Consider the following 16729-nt stretch of genomic DNA (forward strand, 5'->3'; position numbering starts at 1 on the left):
ATATGAAAACGTTAGCTAGAAAATTAGTTGAAGCACATTCTTATATTGATAAATCTTCAAATATAACTGATATCGTCAATGAAATGAGTAGTGAAGATAAAATTTTAATAGAACATATAATTGAAAAAATTGATGAGAAAATTTTAGAAGATAGTAATAAACAGACAGTACTTATAGAGCTTGACTTAGGAATTAAAATAAGATTATTAGCCACTATTTATAATAAGGCGAGCGATATAATTTTATATCCTAAGGAAATGCGAGAAGAATATATTCAAATATGGTCTGATAATCTAGGTTTAGAAAATTCTGTGATGCGCAAGTGTTTAGTCATGGGTGCAGATAAAATTGATAATATTATAAGTATGTATAACGTTTGAATATAATAACCATTGAAAATTAAGATCAAATATGGCTAGTTTCAACTTAGATGAACATGAAACAATGCGTAAGCTATTTAATTCTACTACTTCACTACTAGTCTTAAATACTATCGTATTGGTGATAGGGGGAGTATTCGTTGCTTCTTGCAATGAAACTCTACGTGCAGTTGGAACTTCATTAATAGCTAGCTCTCTAGTAAGCTTTAGCACCTTGTGGGTTAGGTTTATTAAGACATCTGAAGATAGATTACTGTCTAACATTAGGAGCTATGGCTTAAAGGAAATACATAGTCAGAGAGCCTTAGTGAGTATATATGAAAAATTATTAGAAACGTCTAATGAAATTGATGTTACAGGTTATTCGCTATCAGGATTTTCAAATCAAGCTCTAGATATAATAAAAAAAAGAAATGCGGGTGAAAACCCTATAAACGTTAGGATTTTACTAGTTGATCCAAAGACTGAAGCATCGAAGAGTCAAGCTCTTAACGAAGGACACATTAAAGATTATTACCAAACATTATGTACGAATATATTAGCCAGTTTTGAAGGTATTGAAAATGTTGAAATTAGATTTATTGAACAAAGTTTGCCAGTTATGATATATCGTCTAGGAGATATATTATTTACAGGACATTATTCAATAATTAAAAGATCTAGAAGTTCATCTACTGTTACTTATGAAATTAAAAAGCCTGGTCGACTATTCGATATGTATTTATCTGAATTTGAAGAAATGTGGTATATAGCCAATAAAAAGGATACTTCATGTTAGTTGTTTTTTGTGGATTGCCTTCTTGTGGCAAAAGTACGTTAACAGTAAAAATAGCTGAAAATTGTAGTAGTCAGTACTTTCTAGAGCCAGAGGAGGATTTTTGGCCAAGTTGGATTAAAGACGAAAACCTAGATCAGTTTAGTGCTTTGAACTGGTTTAGATCTGCTAGAGTTCCTGAGTATAAGAAAGCTGCATTAATCTCTGAGAAAGAGCTAGTCTTCGTTGACAGCTTCTATGATGTATTAATTAAATATTATATTAGTGACCCGTCTTTTAGTTGGTTAATTTCAAAAGAAAATGCCTACTATGAAGTTGTTAAGAGAACTGCTGAATTAGATGCAGAACTACTGGCCACTCCCGATTTATTAGTATTTATAAAAGTAAGTAAAGACGATTGGAGCACATTGCAGAAAAAAAGAAATCGTGTATACGATGAAACAGTGAATTTGATTGAAAACTATCAAATGCAAGATTCAATCTATAACGCAGCAAGAAATTATTGTACAGATACAGGTGCAAATTTTATCGAAGTTGAACAGAAGATAGATGGTTATGAAGAGATAGTAGAGAAAATCACTACATGTCTAAAATCTCTTCAGTACATATAAATCATAGGTAAGTTTTAGTATGTTACTCAATCTGCTAAGAGGTAACAAATTAGGAGTTAATTCATCGATCTTTTTATTACCCCTCACTCGGATTATAAGCTCTCAACGCCGCAATACGGTCATCAAGCGTTGGGTGTGAGCGGAAGAGATTTGCAATACTAAAGCCTTGCGTTTGCCCAGACGAGATTGCAAACGCTTTCATACTCTCTGGCATTTGGTCGGGACGCTGTGCAGAAGGACGCAACGCATCAAGCGCACTAATCATTTTTTCGCGGCTGGCCAGTTTTGCGCCCATTTGATCCGCACGGAATTCACGTAAGCGTGAAAACCACATCACGATGGCAGACGCCAAAAACCCAAGCAGGATATCCATTACAATACTGGTGATGAAATAACCAACACCTGGACGACCACTGGTGTTTTTAAACACAGTACGGTCAACGAAACTGCCGATAATGCGTGCAAAGAACATCACAAAAGCATTCACCACGCCTTGAATGAGGGCAAGCGTGATCATATCGCCATTGGCCACATGACCAATCTCATGCGCCAATACGGCCTCGACCTCATCTTGATTCATATTCTGTAGTAGGCCAGACGATACTGCTACTAGCGCTTTATTCTTATTCCAACCAGTCGCAAAAGCGTTTGGCTGCGAATTATTAAAAATACCAACCTCAGGCATACCGATATTTACCGCCCTTGCTTGTCTCGCTACCGTATCGACCAGCCATTGCTCAGTAGCGTTGCGTGGAGATTCTATCACCACCGTACCAGTTGATCTCTTAGCCATCCATTTTGACAGAAATAGCGAGATCATCGAGCCAACCATACCGTAGATACCACACATAATGGCAAGACTGACATAGTTAAGACCGCCTGCTGTATGGACACCACCAATTCCAAAAAACCTCGACAATATACCGAACACAATGCTAAATACCACAATCACTGCTAAGTTGGTTAATAAAAATAATCCAATGCGCATCATGACGCTAACTTCCTATGTAAAGTGTCGGTATGGCCTCGATAGATGGTTCTCTAAGAGGTTTATTTGCTATAGTCAAGTCCATATAAATCCGCTACATCGTCATCCTCGCTAAGCATACTAATGTATCACTTGCACTCGGCTTCCTTGTATCGAAATTATTTGAATTCAACTATATAATAGATTTTACGATGATTCTGACTGTCATGTCATTTTAATCAGGGTATATTGGACAATGACAATGACGCTCACATCGACTATCGAATGGACGGTCTTAAATACTATTGTAAACAAAAGAATGTATGGCGATTGATTTAATTATTATAAATTGGAGTGATTATTATGGCGAACCGTAGTTATTTGTATTCGGCCAACACTATCCCCGAACCAAATCAAGATGATAGCAGCCGTGTGCTAACTGGTATTTCAGAATATAATTATGATATTCCAATCGCCTTTAAAGTTCTGCTCTCTGGCAATCCGCAAGCCTGTCTATCAGTAATTTGGGACAGCGCTGAAAAGATTGCTCTCATTGGGGATTATGCTAGTGGTGTGCAAAATCTTGAAGCATTCTTAGCAAGTATCACGTTACCTGCTGCTCAGGCCCCAATCACAGATGCGCTTGAATTTTTAAAAATGCCAGAGAACCAAAATCAGTATTTTATTTTGGAGTGTGGCGAGATTTTTGAGATGAGTGAGACGCCAGTAGAAACGCAAAATCTGGCACTTCTCAATCAAGTGCAGAACCTGCAGCCTGAGATAGAGGCAGCGTATCAGTCACTGTTATTGCCTGCGCCAGTAGTGAGCGACCAGCCTAAACCTATTGGCTTCTGGGCAAAACTATTCGGTCGTCGCTCAACACCGCCAAAAGCATCGTCCGCGAATAACCCAGAACAAGCTATCTACGCTCTCGGCCTTGGACTTTGGTCAAATATTCTGTATTTTGATTTTTCCAAAGATAACGATGACCAAGGTTAATCTCTAAAAACCTATAAAATTGAGAATATAAAATGCAGCTAGAAATAAATGTCATCGATGCTTTCACTGATAGCGTTTTGAAGGGTAATTCCGCAGCGGTTATTATTACAGAAAATTGGTTGTCCGATGAGCTGATGCAATCTATTGCTATGGAAAACAACTTATCCGAAACGGCATTTCTAGTTTTAGATAAAACGGACGATGCAGATATCTACCATATCCGTTGGTTTTCCCCATTTACTGAGATTGCTTTTTGCGGGCATGCAACCTTGGCGTCTGCCTTTGTGTTATTTAAGAAAAATCCTACTCTAACGTCTATCAAACTCTCAGCCAAAGCCGTTGGTATTTTGACCGTTGTGCAAACAGACACTGGTAAAATACAAATGGACTTCCCAAACAAAAAGCCTGAAAAGATTACCGATATTCCTCAGGAGTTGTTGGCAGGTCTTTCAGTCGTTCCTGTTGACGTTTATCGTAATGAGCAAGCGTATTTCGTGATTTATCATTCTGAAGCTGATGTGCTAAATGTAGAACGTGATAATGAAAAGTTAAAGCAGCTAGCGCCTTTAGATGTGGTGGTGACATGTCAATCTGAATCAGACGACTATAAAAATTACGATTTTATTTCGAGATATTTTTGGCCTGCCAATGGTGGCGATGAAGACCCTGTGACAGGATCGGTGCATACAGGTTTAGCGCCATTATGGGCTGAGCGTTTAGGGAAAAATGAATTGGTTGCTTATCAAGCATCCAGTCGCGGTGGGGTACTCGATTGCGTGGTTATCGAGGATAGGGTGCTAGTCTCTGGTAATGCCGTACAATATCTGACGGGGTTTATCACGGTAGAGTAGTAATGGGTAAGGAGTAGTAAGTTTTGACAGAATTAAAGACCGTTGGGCTGTTTGCGCTTACTGCATTAGCAGAAATTATCGGTTGTTATTTGCCTTACCTATGGCTGCGAGAAGGGAAGTCAATCTGGCTTCTGATACCTGCTGTACTGAGTTTGGCAGCCTTTGTTTGGTTGCTGACATTGCATCCAACAGCTCTAGGCAGAGTCTATGCCGCTTACGGTGGGGTATATGTGGTCATGGCGATTTTGTGGTTGTGGACAGTGAACGGCATACGTCCAACCACTTGGGATATTTTAGGTTCGGTAGTTGCACTGATAGGAATGGCGATTATTATGTTTGCACCCCGCAGTGGCTAATTAAAAATTAGTAGCTCACTCAAAAAAATGCCAATCAAACGGTTAAGCTTGATTGGCATATTGTTGTATTTACTATTAGTGTTTACCTAAGATACTGCCGCTGTCTTCTTTCTTAGCTTGTTTTGCCGCTTTCTTTTCTTTTGCAGTCAAAAGTGGTTTCTTTTTTACATTCTTTTTACTGTCTTGACCTTTGCTCATGATTTTTTCCTCTTGAAATAAGCTGCAATACCCATAAAGTCGAAATAAGCAGACCTCAAGGAATATATTGGTACAAATGACGCAAATATTGCGCACTGTCATGAGTATAAGCTGAAGAGGTGCTAATAGATAGCACGCGCACAATTCACCTACGATTAAATGGATTGCTCCTATTAGCTAAAATTGCGTCATGTCAATTCGTATAATAAATATGAGTATTCATAAGTGCTTACTTACGGATACATGGCGATTTGCTATAATGAGCGACAAGCCGATGAATAGACGCGGCAAACCCTTATTTATAGTCGAATTCAAATAATTTTGATACAAGGAAGCCGAGTGTAAGCTATACATTAGTATGGTTAGCGAGGATGATGATGTAGCGGATTTATGTGGATTTGACGATATTAATATCTAGCACAGTGGTGCTTACTGTTTTGGTCAAAATTATTATGCGTATTCGTAAACTTTTTAAATTTGAAAATGCCCATATTGTTCGTAATTGTAGCTCTGAGCGTTGCAAGCATTCAATCCATGGTCATAGCTATCAGATTGAGCTGATTCTAGAAGCTAAGCGTTTAGACCATGGTCAGATGGTCTATGATTTTGGTCTGTTAAAGTCTTCGATCAAAGATATTATCGACAGCTTTGATCATGCTATCTGTTTTTGGAATAAAGACGATCCTGAATATATTGATGCCTGCAAAAAGTTCAGTGCACGCTGGATAAGCTTGCCAGTATCACCGTCAGCAGAGCAATTCTCGCGTGTTATCTTCTTTTGGGCTCAAGAGATTTTACGCCAGACTCAAATGCAAAATGGCGAGTCGGATGTCAGTGTCTACTCAGTAATCGCGCATGAAACAGCTACGGGTTATGCGCAGTGTTTCGCTGATGATGTGGCCAATGATCAAATGGGCAAACTGGTTTTGGAAGAATTTGCATTCAGCGATCAAGTTTCTAAAGAATGGCATGACCCTGAACTGTATGCAAAACTGATTCGCGGTGAGCGCTTTATCAACCCATCAGTGACCATGCAAGTACAGACTGAGCAAGTACAGGCAGGTTCAGACTGATGCACACTGATGAATCTATAAAAGACGGCAAATACTCGCAAACATTGGTACTGAACTCTGAGCAAGATACTCAATTACTGGCGGAGCAATTAGCTGATTTACCATTGACGGGTAGTGTGTGGCTGGCAGGTGACTTGGGTGCAGGTAAGACCACGTTGACCCGTTATTGGCTGAAATCGCTCGGTCATACAGGGGCAGTAAAAAGCCCGACGTATACTTTGGTTGAGCCTTATAGTATTCAGAAAAGTGATGGCTCGATTAAGCCAGTTTATCATGCAGACTTGTATCGTCTGCAAGACCCAGAAGAACTATCTTTCATTGGGTTTGATGAGTATCTAGATGAGCCAAATGCTCTGGCCATTATCGAATGGGCAAGCCGCGCGGATGGCTATTTACCACCGCCGACTTTGTTTATTGATATGACCCAAGGTGATGGTAATAATCATGGTAAAGAGTCTCGTCTAGTTGAGCTGCGACTATCGAAAGCAGGACAAGCGCTAGATTTAGATTTATCAACGCTCAAAATTTAATGTTATACCAAACGCCTGTAGCCCAAAATATATGATGCTTATTCATGTCTGATAATTACGCTAATACACGTATCAAAAAACTGTCGCCATTGTTAATCAATCAATTAGCAGCGGGTGAGGTAGTGACGCGTCCGGCAGCCGTGGTCAAAGAGTTGCTTGAAAACGCCATCGATGCTGGCGCTACCAATATCGAGGTACATATTACCCAAGGCGGCATGGGTATGATAGAAGTCATAGACAATGGCGTTGGTATCCATCCCGATGATATGGTCATGGCGATTACCCGTCATGCAACCAGTAAGGTCGCTGATGTTGCTAATCTACACGGCATCACCACTTTGGGGTTTCGCGGTGAGGCATTGGCAGCAACAGCTGCGGTGTCCCGTTTGACTCTGACGAGTAGCCATGATGATAGCGGTGTTGGTCGCCAGTTACAGGTCGCTGGTATCTTGGCTGATATGCCAAAATTAGTACCTGTCGTACACAATCGTGGAACGACGATTACCGTCAAAGATTTATATTTCAATGTACCAGCTCGTCGCGGTAATTTGAAATCTATTGCGACTGAGTTTGGGCATATTGAGACCATCGTGCGAGAAGTTGCTTTGGCGCGAGCCGATGTATCGCTGACGCTGTTTCACGACAATAAAAAACGCATGTCTCTATCTTCAGATACCCTGTCTTCAAATACATTGTCTTCAACGTCACTATCTGTAGGTTCAACGCCTTCAAATAGTGTGCATATAGATGATAGCACGATAGGCGCTAATAGAAACGGCAACGAAAATGCTAGCCGTCTGCCGTTATCACGTCTTGAGCAAGCCACTGGCATTTCATTAATAGATAGCGCCATAAAGGTTACGATCGATCTGTCTAGTCTGATGCAACAGACTATGGATTATGCCAATAGCAATGATAATAACTTTGGCAGTCAAGCCAGTATCAGCGGTTGGTTATGGCCTATACATTATGAGCAGCAGACCAAAGTAGCATCGGCGTTGCCAAAGCTAATCTATGTGAATGGTCGACTGGTTAAGGAAGCCTTAATTAATAATCAGCTGCGTCAATTGGCTCAGAGTGCGCAACTAACTGGTATGGGTTACGCACTTTATTTTGACCTACCAACCCAGTGGCTCAATATCAATGTGCATCCATCGAAGCAGCGCATTAAGATTAGCCCCCTAAATAATATCATGGCGCATTTAAACCATACGATACAGTCCCAACTGAAAAATATCGAAGTAAACGAACAGCCTGCTAAGTATGATAAACCATTAATAGAAGATAACAAGCTGACAAGTGATGAAAGGGTAAATGTTGTTACTACCGATCAGCCTTACGACAGTGTTGTATCTCAGAATCGCAACAGACAGGTAAATACTGCTGAGCAATCATATGAGCTGCCAGCCAGTCAGGCGATCTCTCAATATTCAGCAGAGTCAGAACTAGGTAGCAATGAGTCTACCGGTCAACGTACTAATACTTTACATAACGTGTTGGTAGGAACGAGACCTTTACCAATTTGCTTAGAGGTTATTAGTGGTTTAGATAAGTTAGCACTTGGCACTGATATTGCTAAAGATATTGATGATAAAACCTTACCTTGGTTGTTATTTTTCCACCAAGGACAGTGCTTTCTCATTGCTGAAGCGGATTGGCAATCAAAGTTGAACCAACTGTTTGAATCACAGGTATTGAGCAGTAAGGTATTGCATAAAGACAAGCTGCCCAATAGTGCGAGAGAAATAAATCACCAGCTTATTACTATGAGCCAGCAGATGTCCACGCAAGACTCGATGCTATTTATAACGGATCTTGAAGCGTTGTTGATTCAAAACTCTATCAAGACGATCAGTAGCAGTCACCTAGTAACATTGATGCTTTTGTCTACCCCTGAAGCAATACCAAGCTAAGTTCAACAACACTTTAATTACTCACCCATAAATATTACTTACCTATAAATAATAATTAAAGGCAATTCTATGAGACATTCGTCTGATGGTTTATCTCATAAGCTGACAGATAATAGCGTGGTGTGCTTGATGGCGCCAACCGCAAGTGGCAAAACTGCATTGGCATATGAGCTATATGATACAGGGCGCTACGAGCTAATTTCAGTAGATTCAGCATTGATATACCGTGATATGACTATCGGTACAGCAAAGCCGTCAGCTGATGAGCTGGCACGTTATCCGCATCATCTGGTTGATATCATTGATCCGACACAGAGCTATAGTGTTGCGGAATTTGTCGCAGATGTCGCTAGTTTGATTGATAACTGTCATAAGAATGGCAAAATACCGTTACTAGTGGGCGGTACCATGATGTATTACATGGCGCTACTTGATGGATTGTCACCTGTGCCTGATAGTGATGATAGCGTCCGCGCTCGTGTGGATCAGTGGCGGCAAGAGGAAGGTATTGAAGCACTGCATGATTACCTTGGTCAAGTTGATCCGATAAGTCATGAGCGCCTTAATGCAACTGATACTCAGCGCATTACCCGAGCGATTGAAGTTTATCTGCAAACAAACATCCCAATCAGTGACTGGCAACGTCAGCCTAAACAAGCACTGGCACATAATCCCAATCAGCAGTGGCATGCATTGACAATTATGCCGGATCGTCCATGGCTGCATGCGCGTATTGCTCAGCGTTTAGATATAATGTGGGATGAAGGGCTGGTAGCTGAAGTGATTGGCTTACTTGAGCAATATACATTAACACCTAATTTGCCTGCTATGCGCTGTGTTGGCTATCGACAGGTATTAGAGTATTTGGTACATATTAATCATCCAATATTTGAGTTACCGCACTTGGACAAAGCGCAGTTTTATGATGCTTTTGGAGGATATTCAGAAACAGTAGATGGACAAGCAGCATCAAATAATACCGCTGAGCTGTCAGCGCAATCATTGATATCCAGTGCAGAGACCGAGTCACTTGCTTGTCAGCAAATGCAAAATAAGGCATTATATGCTACAAGACAACTGGCAAAACGGCAGTACACTTGGTTGCGTAAAGTCATGCAATTGCCTCATGCTACGACAGATGAGGTGAAAATGCCTGATTTGCCTAATGATGAGAATACCTCTATAAACACGGGTATGATTATAAAGTCATTTACAACGATGGCGCAGGCAAGAGAGTATCTATACTAAAAATTGCTCGTATGAGTAGACTATCAGCTTAAAGGTAAGTTGCGCGTAAAGCGTAACGTACTGAAAATTTGGTATAGAAACAGACGCTACACAGCCATCAGAAAGTAGTGACAATTAGTTTCAAATTATAACGTAGATAACTGCTATAATTTAAATCTATGAAAGTAACGGCTTTAACACTACTTTCCTAATTGCTAGTTACTGATGCTTGTTGAAAATAATCATCAATGATACAAGTAGTTACTTAATTATTTACAATAATAATGTATTCACGATAAAGTGGAATCACTTGACAACAATTAGGGTTTATTTAGATACGTTTTATAAAGATAGCTTATTATTGTATCTACCTTCAGCCATTATAATTAAATCAACACTTAAAATAATTGGCGCTCAAAACATAACTATATAATATTTAGGAGAGATTTCATGTCAAAAGGACAAACTTTACAAGATCCGTTCTTGAACTCGCTGCGCAAAGACCGCATTCCTGTTTCTATTTTTTTGGTCAACGGCATCAAACTGCAAGGCCAAATTGAGTCATTTGATCAATATGTTGTTTTGCTTAAGAATACTGTCAGTCAAATGGTATACAAACATGCTATCTCGACCGTAGTGCCAGCTCGAAATCCTCGTAGTAGCACGACGACTGGCACTAGCACCCAACAACCTCAAAGCGCAGCGCCAACGGCTTATCAAGGTGGTGGTTTCGAGCGTGGTAGTAACCCTGCTAGCACGGGTGGTTTTGAAGAGCGTGGTTTTGCTTCTAACCGTAGTGGTTTTAATCGTGGTGGGTTTAGCCAAGGCCAAGAGCGCGGATTTGAACGCGGTAGCTTTGGTCAAGGTCAAGAACGCGGATTTGAGCGTGGTGGATTTGGTCAGGACCGTGGTTTTGAGAATCCAGCAGACAATGCAGGTTTTGAAGATAAGCCAAATGATGGATCTAATGATAACAACGGTTAAATCTTTCAGTGAATTGCCTAAGCTGCATCGTTAAGATATGACTTATTCAATTAAAACCTGCTAATATAGTGGGTTTTTTTTGTATAAATAAACACACAATAATGATTCAATAGGTAGGTCGTGATGGCTATCGATAGGTTTTGCCTGATGCTATTAACAGCCTAATGCTATTAGTAGCCTAATATTATTAATATCGGGCATAGTATAGTAAAATACCTGATTGATTCATCATAAAAATAGAGCGTTTTCATGGATAATACCCAAGCCAATTTGACCCATAAGCAGTTTATCAATAGAGCTATCGAGGCGATTAATACCGAAATATCTGCGCTAACATTATTGACAGAACAGATAGATGATAGATTTGCACAAGCTTGCGATACTATCCTAGCCTGTCAAGGTCGAGTGGTAGTGACTGGTATGGGTAAGTCAGGACTGATTGGCCGTAAAATCGCGGCAACATTTGCCTCTACTGGTACACCATCATTTTTTATGCATCCTGGTGAAGCGGGGCATGGTGACTTGGGTATGTTGGTAAAAGGTGACGTGTTACTTGCTATCTCTAACTCGGGTGAGTCTGATGAAATCAAGATGCTACTGCCTGTTGTTAAGCGTTTAAATATTCCATTGATTAGCATTAGCCGTGATAAGCGTGGCATGCTGCCTCGTGCCGCTGATACCGTATTGACACTTGGTCAGTTTCAGGAAGCTTGTCCTCTTAATCTAGCACCTACCTCGAGCACCACGGCCACTTTAGCCCTTGGCGATGCACTGGCAGTTGCTTTGGTACATGCTCGCAATTTTACCTCAGAAGATTTTGCATTGTCGCATCCAGCCGGTGCATTAGGTCGTCAGCTGCTAACACGAGTTGAAGATTTAATGCATACTCAGTCTGAGAATTTGCCACTTATTCATCAGAACGCTCCACTGCAAGAAGCTTTGTTTACGATGTCTGCTGGGCGCTTGGGTATGACAGTGGTGACTGATGAGAGTGATAAAGTTATTGGTGTGTTTACAGATGGCGACCTGCGCCGTGGCCTAGAAAAAGGCATTGATCTACAAACGCCAATGGGTGAATTGATGGTCAGTAATCCACGCCGTATTAATAAATCTATGCGTGCCTCAGATGCGCTTAGCGTGATGAATGAAAACAGTATCAGTCAGTTGTTAATTATTGATGATGAAGATCGTTTAGAAGCGATTATTACGGTACATGACTTGTTGCAAGCTGGTGTAAAGTAAGTAGACTGGTGGTATCGGCGTATCATAATAAAATCTAACAAACGGCTCTAAGCAAGAGGTAGATGATGCAGGACTTAATCAAAAAAGCTGGACAAGTAAAATTACTGGTAATGGATGTTGACGGCATCTTATCAAATGGTCAAATCATCTATGATGTCAATGGTATCGAGACCAAAGCATTTTCAGTTCATGATGGCGTTGGTGTTAAGTCTTTAGCGCGTTATGGTATCTTAACGGCTATTATTACTGGTCGTAGCAGCGCTATGGTTGATAAACGTGCCCTCGAGATGGGTGTTGGCTATGTGGTACAAGGGCGTGATGATAAACTGATTGCTTTAAATGAGCTACTATCAACACTTGATCCAGCGCTCAATATTACGGCCGCTGATTGTGCTTATATGGGTGATGATTTACCAGATATTAAAGCGATGCAGACAGTCGGATTTGCTGCAACGGTCCCTAATGCACATGCGGAAGTAATCAATCGAAGCGATATGGTCACGACTCGTGCAGGTGGTACTGGCGCTGTACGCGAAATATGTGATCTCATCTTAAAGGGTCATGGACACTATCAAGACTTTATTGCGCACTATACGCTTGATGAAGTAAAAACTCAGGATGATTTGTCGTGAATACTCGTGTTTTAGTAATTATTGCATTAATTATTGCTGGTATTGCAGGTTGGTTTTTTCAGCAGCAGGGTGATGTTGCGCCACCAGTTAGTATGGCGCCCACTGATGTCGATTATGAGGCAACAGAAATTAAGGCGGTACAGACTAACGATGAAGGTGAGACTGAGTATGAGCTGACGGCTGAGTCCTTGACACATAATCCAGAGACCAATTTGGACGAAATGTCAGGTATCACTATGAATTGGGAGCCGTCCGCTGAACAGCGCTATCGTATTGAAGCGGGTACTGCTGCTATCAGTCAAGAGACAGGTGAGCTTAGTTTGTCAGGTGGCTTCTCACTTGTCAGCAAAGGCGATAAAGGCGCATCTGAGGTTGAGCCAATAAAAGTGACAGGTAGTACCCTTAAAGGTAATACTAAGTCAGGCAAGGTATATAGTGACGAGCCTGTTCAGGTTGTGCAAGGGATGAATCGTTTTGAAGCTTCTAGTATGACTGCCAATCTTGAAACAGGTGAGTATGAGTTTGGCCACGTCGCTGTTGCTTTTACCCCTTCTGAACGCCAAGATAAAGCATTGTTCTAATGATAACGGTGCTTATTGCTTATACAAAAAAACAGCAGCTAGCATAAAGTTTGCAAATTCTACTACCCATTATAAAACGAGTGATTTTATGAAATCTAAATTTTTGCCTACTTTGCGCTCAAATTCAAAAGCACATAGCTTGCGTCAACTGCGCAAGTTACCAATGGTCATGCTGCTAGCATTGCCACTTTATAGCCATGCACTACCATCAGATTCTAATCAAGAAATAAAACTGTTGGCTGACAAGGCGACTTATAGTGAGCGTACAGGGGTGACCAGTTACTCAGGCAATGTCAGTATCACTCAAGGTACGTTTAAGATGACAGCGGACAATATTACTGTCAACTTATCGCAGCAACGAAGTATTAACTCAGCCGTAGCGACCGGACGTCCAGCAACCATGCAGCAGGTAGTGACTCAAGAAAAAGGCTTAGCAAAAGGCCAAGCCAGCAAAATCGATTATAATGCGGTTACTGGCATTATTACTTTAACAGGTAATGCCAAGTTGGTTCAGAATGGTGCAAGTTTTGCTGGTAATGTCATTCGTTATAGCCTAAAAGCAGGCGATGTTGAGGCAACTGCTGGTGGTAATCAGCGAGTAGAATTGGTATTCCCACCCAGTAATGGCAGCAGCCAAAGTGGCGTACGCTAAGACGTTAAATTGTCTATGTATCAATATACAAACCAGTCTGCACCAGTGCTTAGATTCTTCAACAGTATGAGTAAGTTATGAGTGATAGTAAAAATATAGACTCTCTAGCCACGGGTAATAGTACAGTACCTGCTGAGCGATTATCGATGCAAAATCTAGGTAAGCGCTATGGTAAACGTTGGGTCGTAAAAGATGTCTCGTTCTCTGTTGAACAAGGACAAGTCGTTGGGTTGTTAGGCCCCAACGGTGCAGGTAAGACGACCAGTTTTTATATGGTGGTGGGTCTGGTTAACATGGATAAAGGCCGTGTGACGTTAGGAAAAATGGATCTATCTAAATATGCGATGCATGAGCGTGCTCGTGCAGGTATTGGCTATCTACCGCAAGAAGCCTCTATTTTTCGCAAATTGTCTATCGAAGACAATATCCTGGCTATTTTGCAAACTCGCAAAGAGTTAAGTAAAAGTGAGCAAAAGCAAGAGCTTGAAAAATTAATCGGTGAATTTCATTTAGAGCATGTACGAAAATCTTTGGGAATGAGTGTGTCAGGTGGTGAGCGTCGTCGCTGTGAAATTGCACGCGCATTGGCAGCGGACCCAAAGTTCATCTTATTAGATGAGCCTTTTGCAGGCGTTGATCCTATCTCTGTAGGCGATATCAAAGACGTTATTCTGTCCCTAAAAAATCGTGGTATTGGCGTTTTAATTACGGATCATAATGTACGCGATACATTGGCCATTTGTGAAAAGGCTTATATCGTTTCAGAGGGCGCCATCATTGCGGAAGGTACTTCGGCTGAAGTCTTAGATAATGAATTGGTGAAGTCTGTCTATTTAGGTAAGGATTTTCAGGTATAAACCGATACTTTTTCATATATATCACGCTAATATTTAAGCTGGCTGCTAGAATCAAAAGGTTTAATTGATGCCTTCAGCCATTGCTATCGCTATTTTACTTATTTCCAGAACATCACTCTATAGTTGAATTCAAATAATTTCGATACAAGGAAACCGAGTGCAAGTTATACATTAGTATGCTTAGCGAGGATGACGGTGTAGCGAATTTATAAAGATTTGACTATATTTGATGCCATCACCTCTATCACGCATAGTCCATCATGATTATGACTGATTGATCTCTAAATCATTCTTAAACCAATACTTACCTCTAACTAGCACTCATAAAGTGTCACGATATTTTCTCAGTTATTTCTGATTGAACACCTTAATAAGGCTCATAAATTATGGCAAAAAATAAGAGCAGTTATGTCTGTCAGCATTGCGGTGCGCATTTTGGCAAGTGGGCAGGGCAGTGTACCGATTGTGGCGAGTGGAATAGCTTGGTCGAAGCACCTAATGTCAGCATGCCACATCATAATAAAAATACAGCTAAGCCTAATGCCAGTCGTGCCGCTTCTCGTAGTACTGGTGCACCTGCGGGTAATTATTCAGGTACGCATAGTGCGGTCATGCCACTCAACGCAGTCAGTGTAACGTTAGACACGCGCTTGCCTACGGGCATTGGTGAGTTCGACCGAGTGCTGGGTGGTGGATTAGTCGCTGGTTCTGTAGTACTGATAGGCGGCGACCCTGGTATTGGTAAGTCGACTATCCTTTTGCAAACGGCGACTAATATGGCACGTGCTGACTCATTAGCAGGCAGTGCACTGTATGTGACAGGTGAAGAGTCACTTGCGCAGGTAGCCATGCGCGCCAAACGTTTGGATTTGCCAGCAGATAGGCTACGCGTACTTGCTGAAACCAATGTAGAGACAATTTGCGCGGCTCTAACGCAAGAGCAGCCAGCCATTGCCATTATTGACTCTATTCAGACGATTTATACAGATGCGATTAACTCTGCACCGGGCGGTGTCAGTCAGATTCGAGAGTCTGCAGCTATTTTGACTCGTTATGCTAAGCAAACGGGCACCGCACTATTCTTAGTGGGTCATGTGACGAAAGAGGGCACGCTAGCAGGACCTCGTGTACTCGAGCATATGGTAGATACAGTGTTGTACTTCGAAGGTCAGTCAGACTCTAAATTTCGCATGATTCGTGCTGTAAAAAACCGTTTCGGTGCGGTTAATGAGTTGGGTATCTTTGGTATGACTGACATGGGTCTCAAAGAAGTCGCCAATCCATCAGCGATATTTTTGAGTCGTTATGATAAACCTGTGGCTGGTTCTGTTGTCATGGTCAGTCGCGAAGGCACAAGACCTCTATTGGTAGAAGTACAGGCCTTAGTTGATGATTCACAAGGTTCACCTAGACGGATGGCATTGGGGTTGGACTTTCAGCGTCTGTCTATGTTGTTAGCTGTCATGCACCGTCATGGTGGTATTCATACCAGTGGGCAAGATGTCTATGTCAATGTGGTCGGTGGTGTCAAAGTCATAGAGACAGGATCTGATTTAGCAGTGTTATTGGCCTGTGCCTCAAGCATTAAGGAACGGGCATTGCCATCGTCATTAGCGGTCTTTGGTGAAGTAGGACTCTCTGGTGAAATTCGCCCTGTACCTAATGGGCAAGAGCGTCTCAAAGAAGCGATGAAGCATGGATTCAAGCATGCCATCATTCCAAAGGCCAATGCGCCTGCTAAGAATGCACCTCAGTTTAAAGGTATTAATGTCATTGCTGTAGAGCGGCTTGATGATGCGATTGAGAGCGCATTTGAATTGTAAGGTCTTATGTCTTTGATTCTGATATAGTCAATTTAAGCTAAATAAAAAAGCGCCTAACTCATCATGGTTAGGCGCTTT

19 protein-coding genes are annotated in these 16729 nt (G+C 41.3%); 17 read left to right on the plus strand and 2 right to left on the minus strand.

The genetic code is table 11. The features are described from left to right. The first annotated feature begins 2 nt into the window (after positions 1–2). The 3 genes from JMW61_RS10305 to JMW61_RS10315 are packed head-to-tail and all read left to right on the plus strand — an operon-like array spanning position 3 to position 1766. Complete coding sequence (locus JMW61_RS10305; RefSeq protein WP_201551025.1) at positions 3–380, plus strand: hypothetical protein; 378 nt, start codon at positions 3–5, stop codon at positions 378–380. 31 nt (positions 381–411) lie between these two features. After that, on the plus strand, positions 412–1158 hold the full coding sequence (locus tag JMW61_RS10310; RefSeq protein WP_201551027.1) for a hypothetical protein: 747 nt from the start codon (positions 412–414) through the stop codon (positions 1156–1158). Continuing rightward, positions 1152–1766 (plus strand): hypothetical protein, encoded by a 615-nt coding sequence (locus JMW61_RS10315; RefSeq protein WP_201551029.1) that lies wholly within the window; start codon positions 1152–1154, stop codon positions 1764–1766. Before JMW61_RS10310 ends, JMW61_RS10315 begins: the two co-directional genes overlap by 7 nt. Positions 1767–1842: 76 nt before the next feature. Here JMW61_RS10315 and htpX read toward each other — a convergent pair whose 3' ends face one another. After that, complete coding sequence (gene htpX, locus JMW61_RS10320) at positions 1843–2757, minus strand: protease HtpX (protein ID WP_201551031.1); 915 nt, start codon at positions 2755–2757, stop codon at positions 1843–1845. 339 nt (positions 2758–3096) lie between these two features. Between htpX and JMW61_RS10325 the strand changes: the two genes are divergently transcribed. The 3 genes from JMW61_RS10325 to JMW61_RS10335 are packed head-to-tail and all read left to right on the plus strand — an operon-like array spanning position 3097 to position 4939. After that, positions 3097–3732, plus strand: coding sequence for a DUF7822 domain-containing protein (locus JMW61_RS10325; protein WP_201551033.1), 636 nt, complete (start codon positions 3097–3099; stop codon positions 3730–3732). 32 nt (positions 3733–3764) lie between these two features. After that, positions 3765–4583, plus strand: a complete 819-nt coding sequence (locus JMW61_RS10330) for a PhzF family phenazine biosynthesis protein (RefSeq protein ID WP_201551035.1) — start codon at positions 3765–3767, stop codon at positions 4581–4583. Between the two features lie 23 nt (positions 4584–4606). Beyond that, on the plus strand, positions 4607–4939 hold the full coding sequence (locus JMW61_RS10335) for a YnfA family protein (protein ID WP_201551037.1): 333 nt from the start codon (positions 4607–4609) through the stop codon (positions 4937–4939). 75 nt (positions 4940–5014) lie between these two features. Here JMW61_RS10335 and JMW61_RS14360 read toward each other — a convergent pair whose 3' ends face one another. Beyond that, positions 5015–5137, minus strand: coding sequence for a hypothetical protein (locus tag JMW61_RS14360; protein WP_265090119.1), 123 nt, complete (start codon positions 5135–5137; stop codon positions 5015–5017). Positions 5138–5589: 452 nt separating this feature from the next. Here JMW61_RS14360 and JMW61_RS10340 point away from each other — a divergent pair, with 452 nt between their 5' ends. The 11 genes from JMW61_RS10340 to radA all read left to right on the plus strand — a co-directional run bounded on the left by JMW61_RS10340 (position 5590) and on the right by radA (position 16651). Further along, entirely contained in the window at positions 5590–6210 is a 621-nt protein-coding gene (locus JMW61_RS10340; protein WP_201551039.1) for a 6-pyruvoyl trahydropterin synthase family protein, read from the plus strand. After that, positions 6210–6740, plus strand: coding sequence for a tRNA (adenosine(37)-N6)-threonylcarbamoyltransferase complex ATPase subunit type 1 TsaE (tsaE, locus tag JMW61_RS10345; protein ID WP_201551048.1), 531 nt, complete (start codon positions 6210–6212; stop codon positions 6738–6740). Before JMW61_RS10340 ends, tsaE begins: the two co-directional genes overlap by 1 nt. A gap of 44 nt (positions 6741–6784) precedes the next feature. Next, the gene (mutL, locus tag JMW61_RS10350) at positions 6785–8653 is read left to right on the plus strand and encodes a DNA mismatch repair endonuclease MutL (RefSeq protein WP_201551050.1); all 1869 of its coding nucleotides are present in this window, start codon (positions 6785–6787) and stop codon (positions 8651–8653) included. Positions 8654–8722: 69 nt separating this feature from the next. Continuing rightward, on the plus strand, positions 8723–9901 hold the full coding sequence (gene miaA, locus JMW61_RS10355) for a tRNA (adenosine(37)-N6)-dimethylallyltransferase MiaA (protein ID WP_201551052.1): 1179 nt from the start codon (positions 8723–8725) through the stop codon (positions 9899–9901). 429 nt (positions 9902–10330) lie between these two features. Beyond that, on the plus strand, positions 10331–10864 hold the full coding sequence (hfq, locus tag JMW61_RS10360; RefSeq protein WP_110923773.1) for an RNA chaperone Hfq: 534 nt from the start codon (positions 10331–10333) through the stop codon (positions 10862–10864). A gap of 249 nt (positions 10865–11113) precedes the next feature. Further along, entirely contained in the window at positions 11114–12106 is a 993-nt protein-coding gene (locus tag JMW61_RS10365; protein ID WP_201551054.1) for a KpsF/GutQ family sugar-phosphate isomerase, read from the plus strand. 65 nt (positions 12107–12171) lie between these two features. Next, complete coding sequence (locus JMW61_RS10370; protein ID WP_201551919.1) at positions 12172–12738, plus strand: KdsC family phosphatase; 567 nt, start codon at positions 12172–12174, stop codon at positions 12736–12738. Beyond that, positions 12735–13319, plus strand: a complete 585-nt coding sequence (gene lptC / locus JMW61_RS10375; RefSeq protein WP_201551056.1) for an LPS export ABC transporter periplasmic protein LptC — start codon at positions 12735–12737, stop codon at positions 13317–13319. The genes JMW61_RS10370 and lptC overlap by 4 nt, the downstream gene beginning before the upstream one ends. 163 nt (positions 13320–13482) lie before the next feature. Further along, positions 13483–13971, plus strand: a complete 489-nt coding sequence (lptA, locus tag JMW61_RS10380; RefSeq protein ID WP_227681408.1) for a lipopolysaccharide transport periplasmic protein LptA — start codon at positions 13483–13485, stop codon at positions 13969–13971. A gap of 146 nt (positions 13972–14117) precedes the next feature. Then, the gene (gene lptB, locus JMW61_RS10385) at positions 14118–14828 is read left to right on the plus strand and encodes an LPS export ABC transporter ATP-binding protein (protein ID WP_455233763.1); all 711 of its coding nucleotides are present in this window, start codon (positions 14118–14120) and stop codon (positions 14826–14828) included. A gap of 386 nt (positions 14829–15214) precedes the next feature. Continuing rightward, positions 15215–16651, plus strand: a complete 1437-nt coding sequence (gene radA / locus JMW61_RS10390) for a DNA repair protein RadA (protein ID WP_197101352.1) — start codon at positions 15215–15217, stop codon at positions 16649–16651. Positions 16652–16729: the final 78 nt, after the last annotated feature.

Source organism: Psychrobacter fjordensis (assembly GCF_904845995.1).
In the GTDB taxonomy this organism is placed as follows: Bacteria; Pseudomonadota; Gammaproteobacteria; order Pseudomonadales; family Moraxellaceae; genus Psychrobacter; species Psychrobacter fjordensis.

Coding starts and splice junctions, on each gene's coding strand:
- JMW61_RS10305 (WP_201551025.1), top strand. CDS start 3: ATGAAAACGTTAGCTAGAAAATTAGTTGAAGCACATTCTTATATTGAT.
- JMW61_RS10310 (WP_201551027.1), top strand. CDS start 412: ATGGCTAGTTTCAACTTAGATGAACATGAAACAATGCGTAAGCTATTT.
- JMW61_RS10315 (WP_201551029.1), top strand. CDS start 1,152: ATGTTAGTTGTTTTTTGTGGATTGCCTTCTTGTGGCAAAAGTACGTTA.
- htpX (WP_201551031.1), bottom strand. CDS start 2,757: ATGATGCGCATTGGATTATTTTTATTAACCAACTTAGCAGTGATTGTG.
- JMW61_RS10325 (WP_201551033.1), top strand. CDS start 3,097: ATGGCGAACCGTAGTTATTTGTATTCGGCCAACACTATCCCCGAACCA.
- JMW61_RS10330 (WP_201551035.1), top strand. CDS start 3,765: ATGCAGCTAGAAATAAATGTCATCGATGCTTTCACTGATAGCGTTTTG.
- JMW61_RS14360 (WP_265090119.1), bottom strand. CDS start 5,137: ATGAGCAAAGGTCAAGACAGTAAAAAGAATGTAAAAAAGAAACCACTT.
- JMW61_RS10340 (WP_201551039.1), top strand. CDS start 5,590: ATGCGTATTCGTAAACTTTTTAAATTTGAAAATGCCCATATTGTTCGT.
- tsaE (WP_201551048.1), top strand. CDS start 6,210: ATGCACACTGATGAATCTATAAAAGACGGCAAATACTCGCAAACATTG.
- mutL (WP_201551050.1), top strand. CDS start 6,785: ATGTCTGATAATTACGCTAATACACGTATCAAAAAACTGTCGCCATTG.
- miaA (WP_201551052.1), top strand. CDS start 8,723: ATGAGACATTCGTCTGATGGTTTATCTCATAAGCTGACAGATAATAGC.
- hfq (WP_110923773.1), top strand. CDS start 10,331: ATGTCAAAAGGACAAACTTTACAAGATCCGTTCTTGAACTCGCTGCGC.
- JMW61_RS10365 (WP_201551054.1), top strand. CDS start 11,114: ATGGATAATACCCAAGCCAATTTGACCCATAAGCAGTTTATCAATAGA.
- JMW61_RS10370 (WP_201551919.1), top strand. CDS start 12,172: ATGCAGGACTTAATCAAAAAAGCTGGACAAGTAAAATTACTGGTAATG.
- lptA (WP_227681408.1), top strand. CDS start 13,483: ATGGTCATGCTGCTAGCATTGCCACTTTATAGCCATGCACTACCATCA.
- lptB (WP_455233763.1), top strand. CDS start 14,118: ATGCAAAATCTAGGTAAGCGCTATGGTAAACGTTGGGTCGTAAAAGAT.
- radA (WP_197101352.1), top strand. CDS start 15,215: ATGGCAAAAAATAAGAGCAGTTATGTCTGTCAGCATTGCGGTGCGCAT.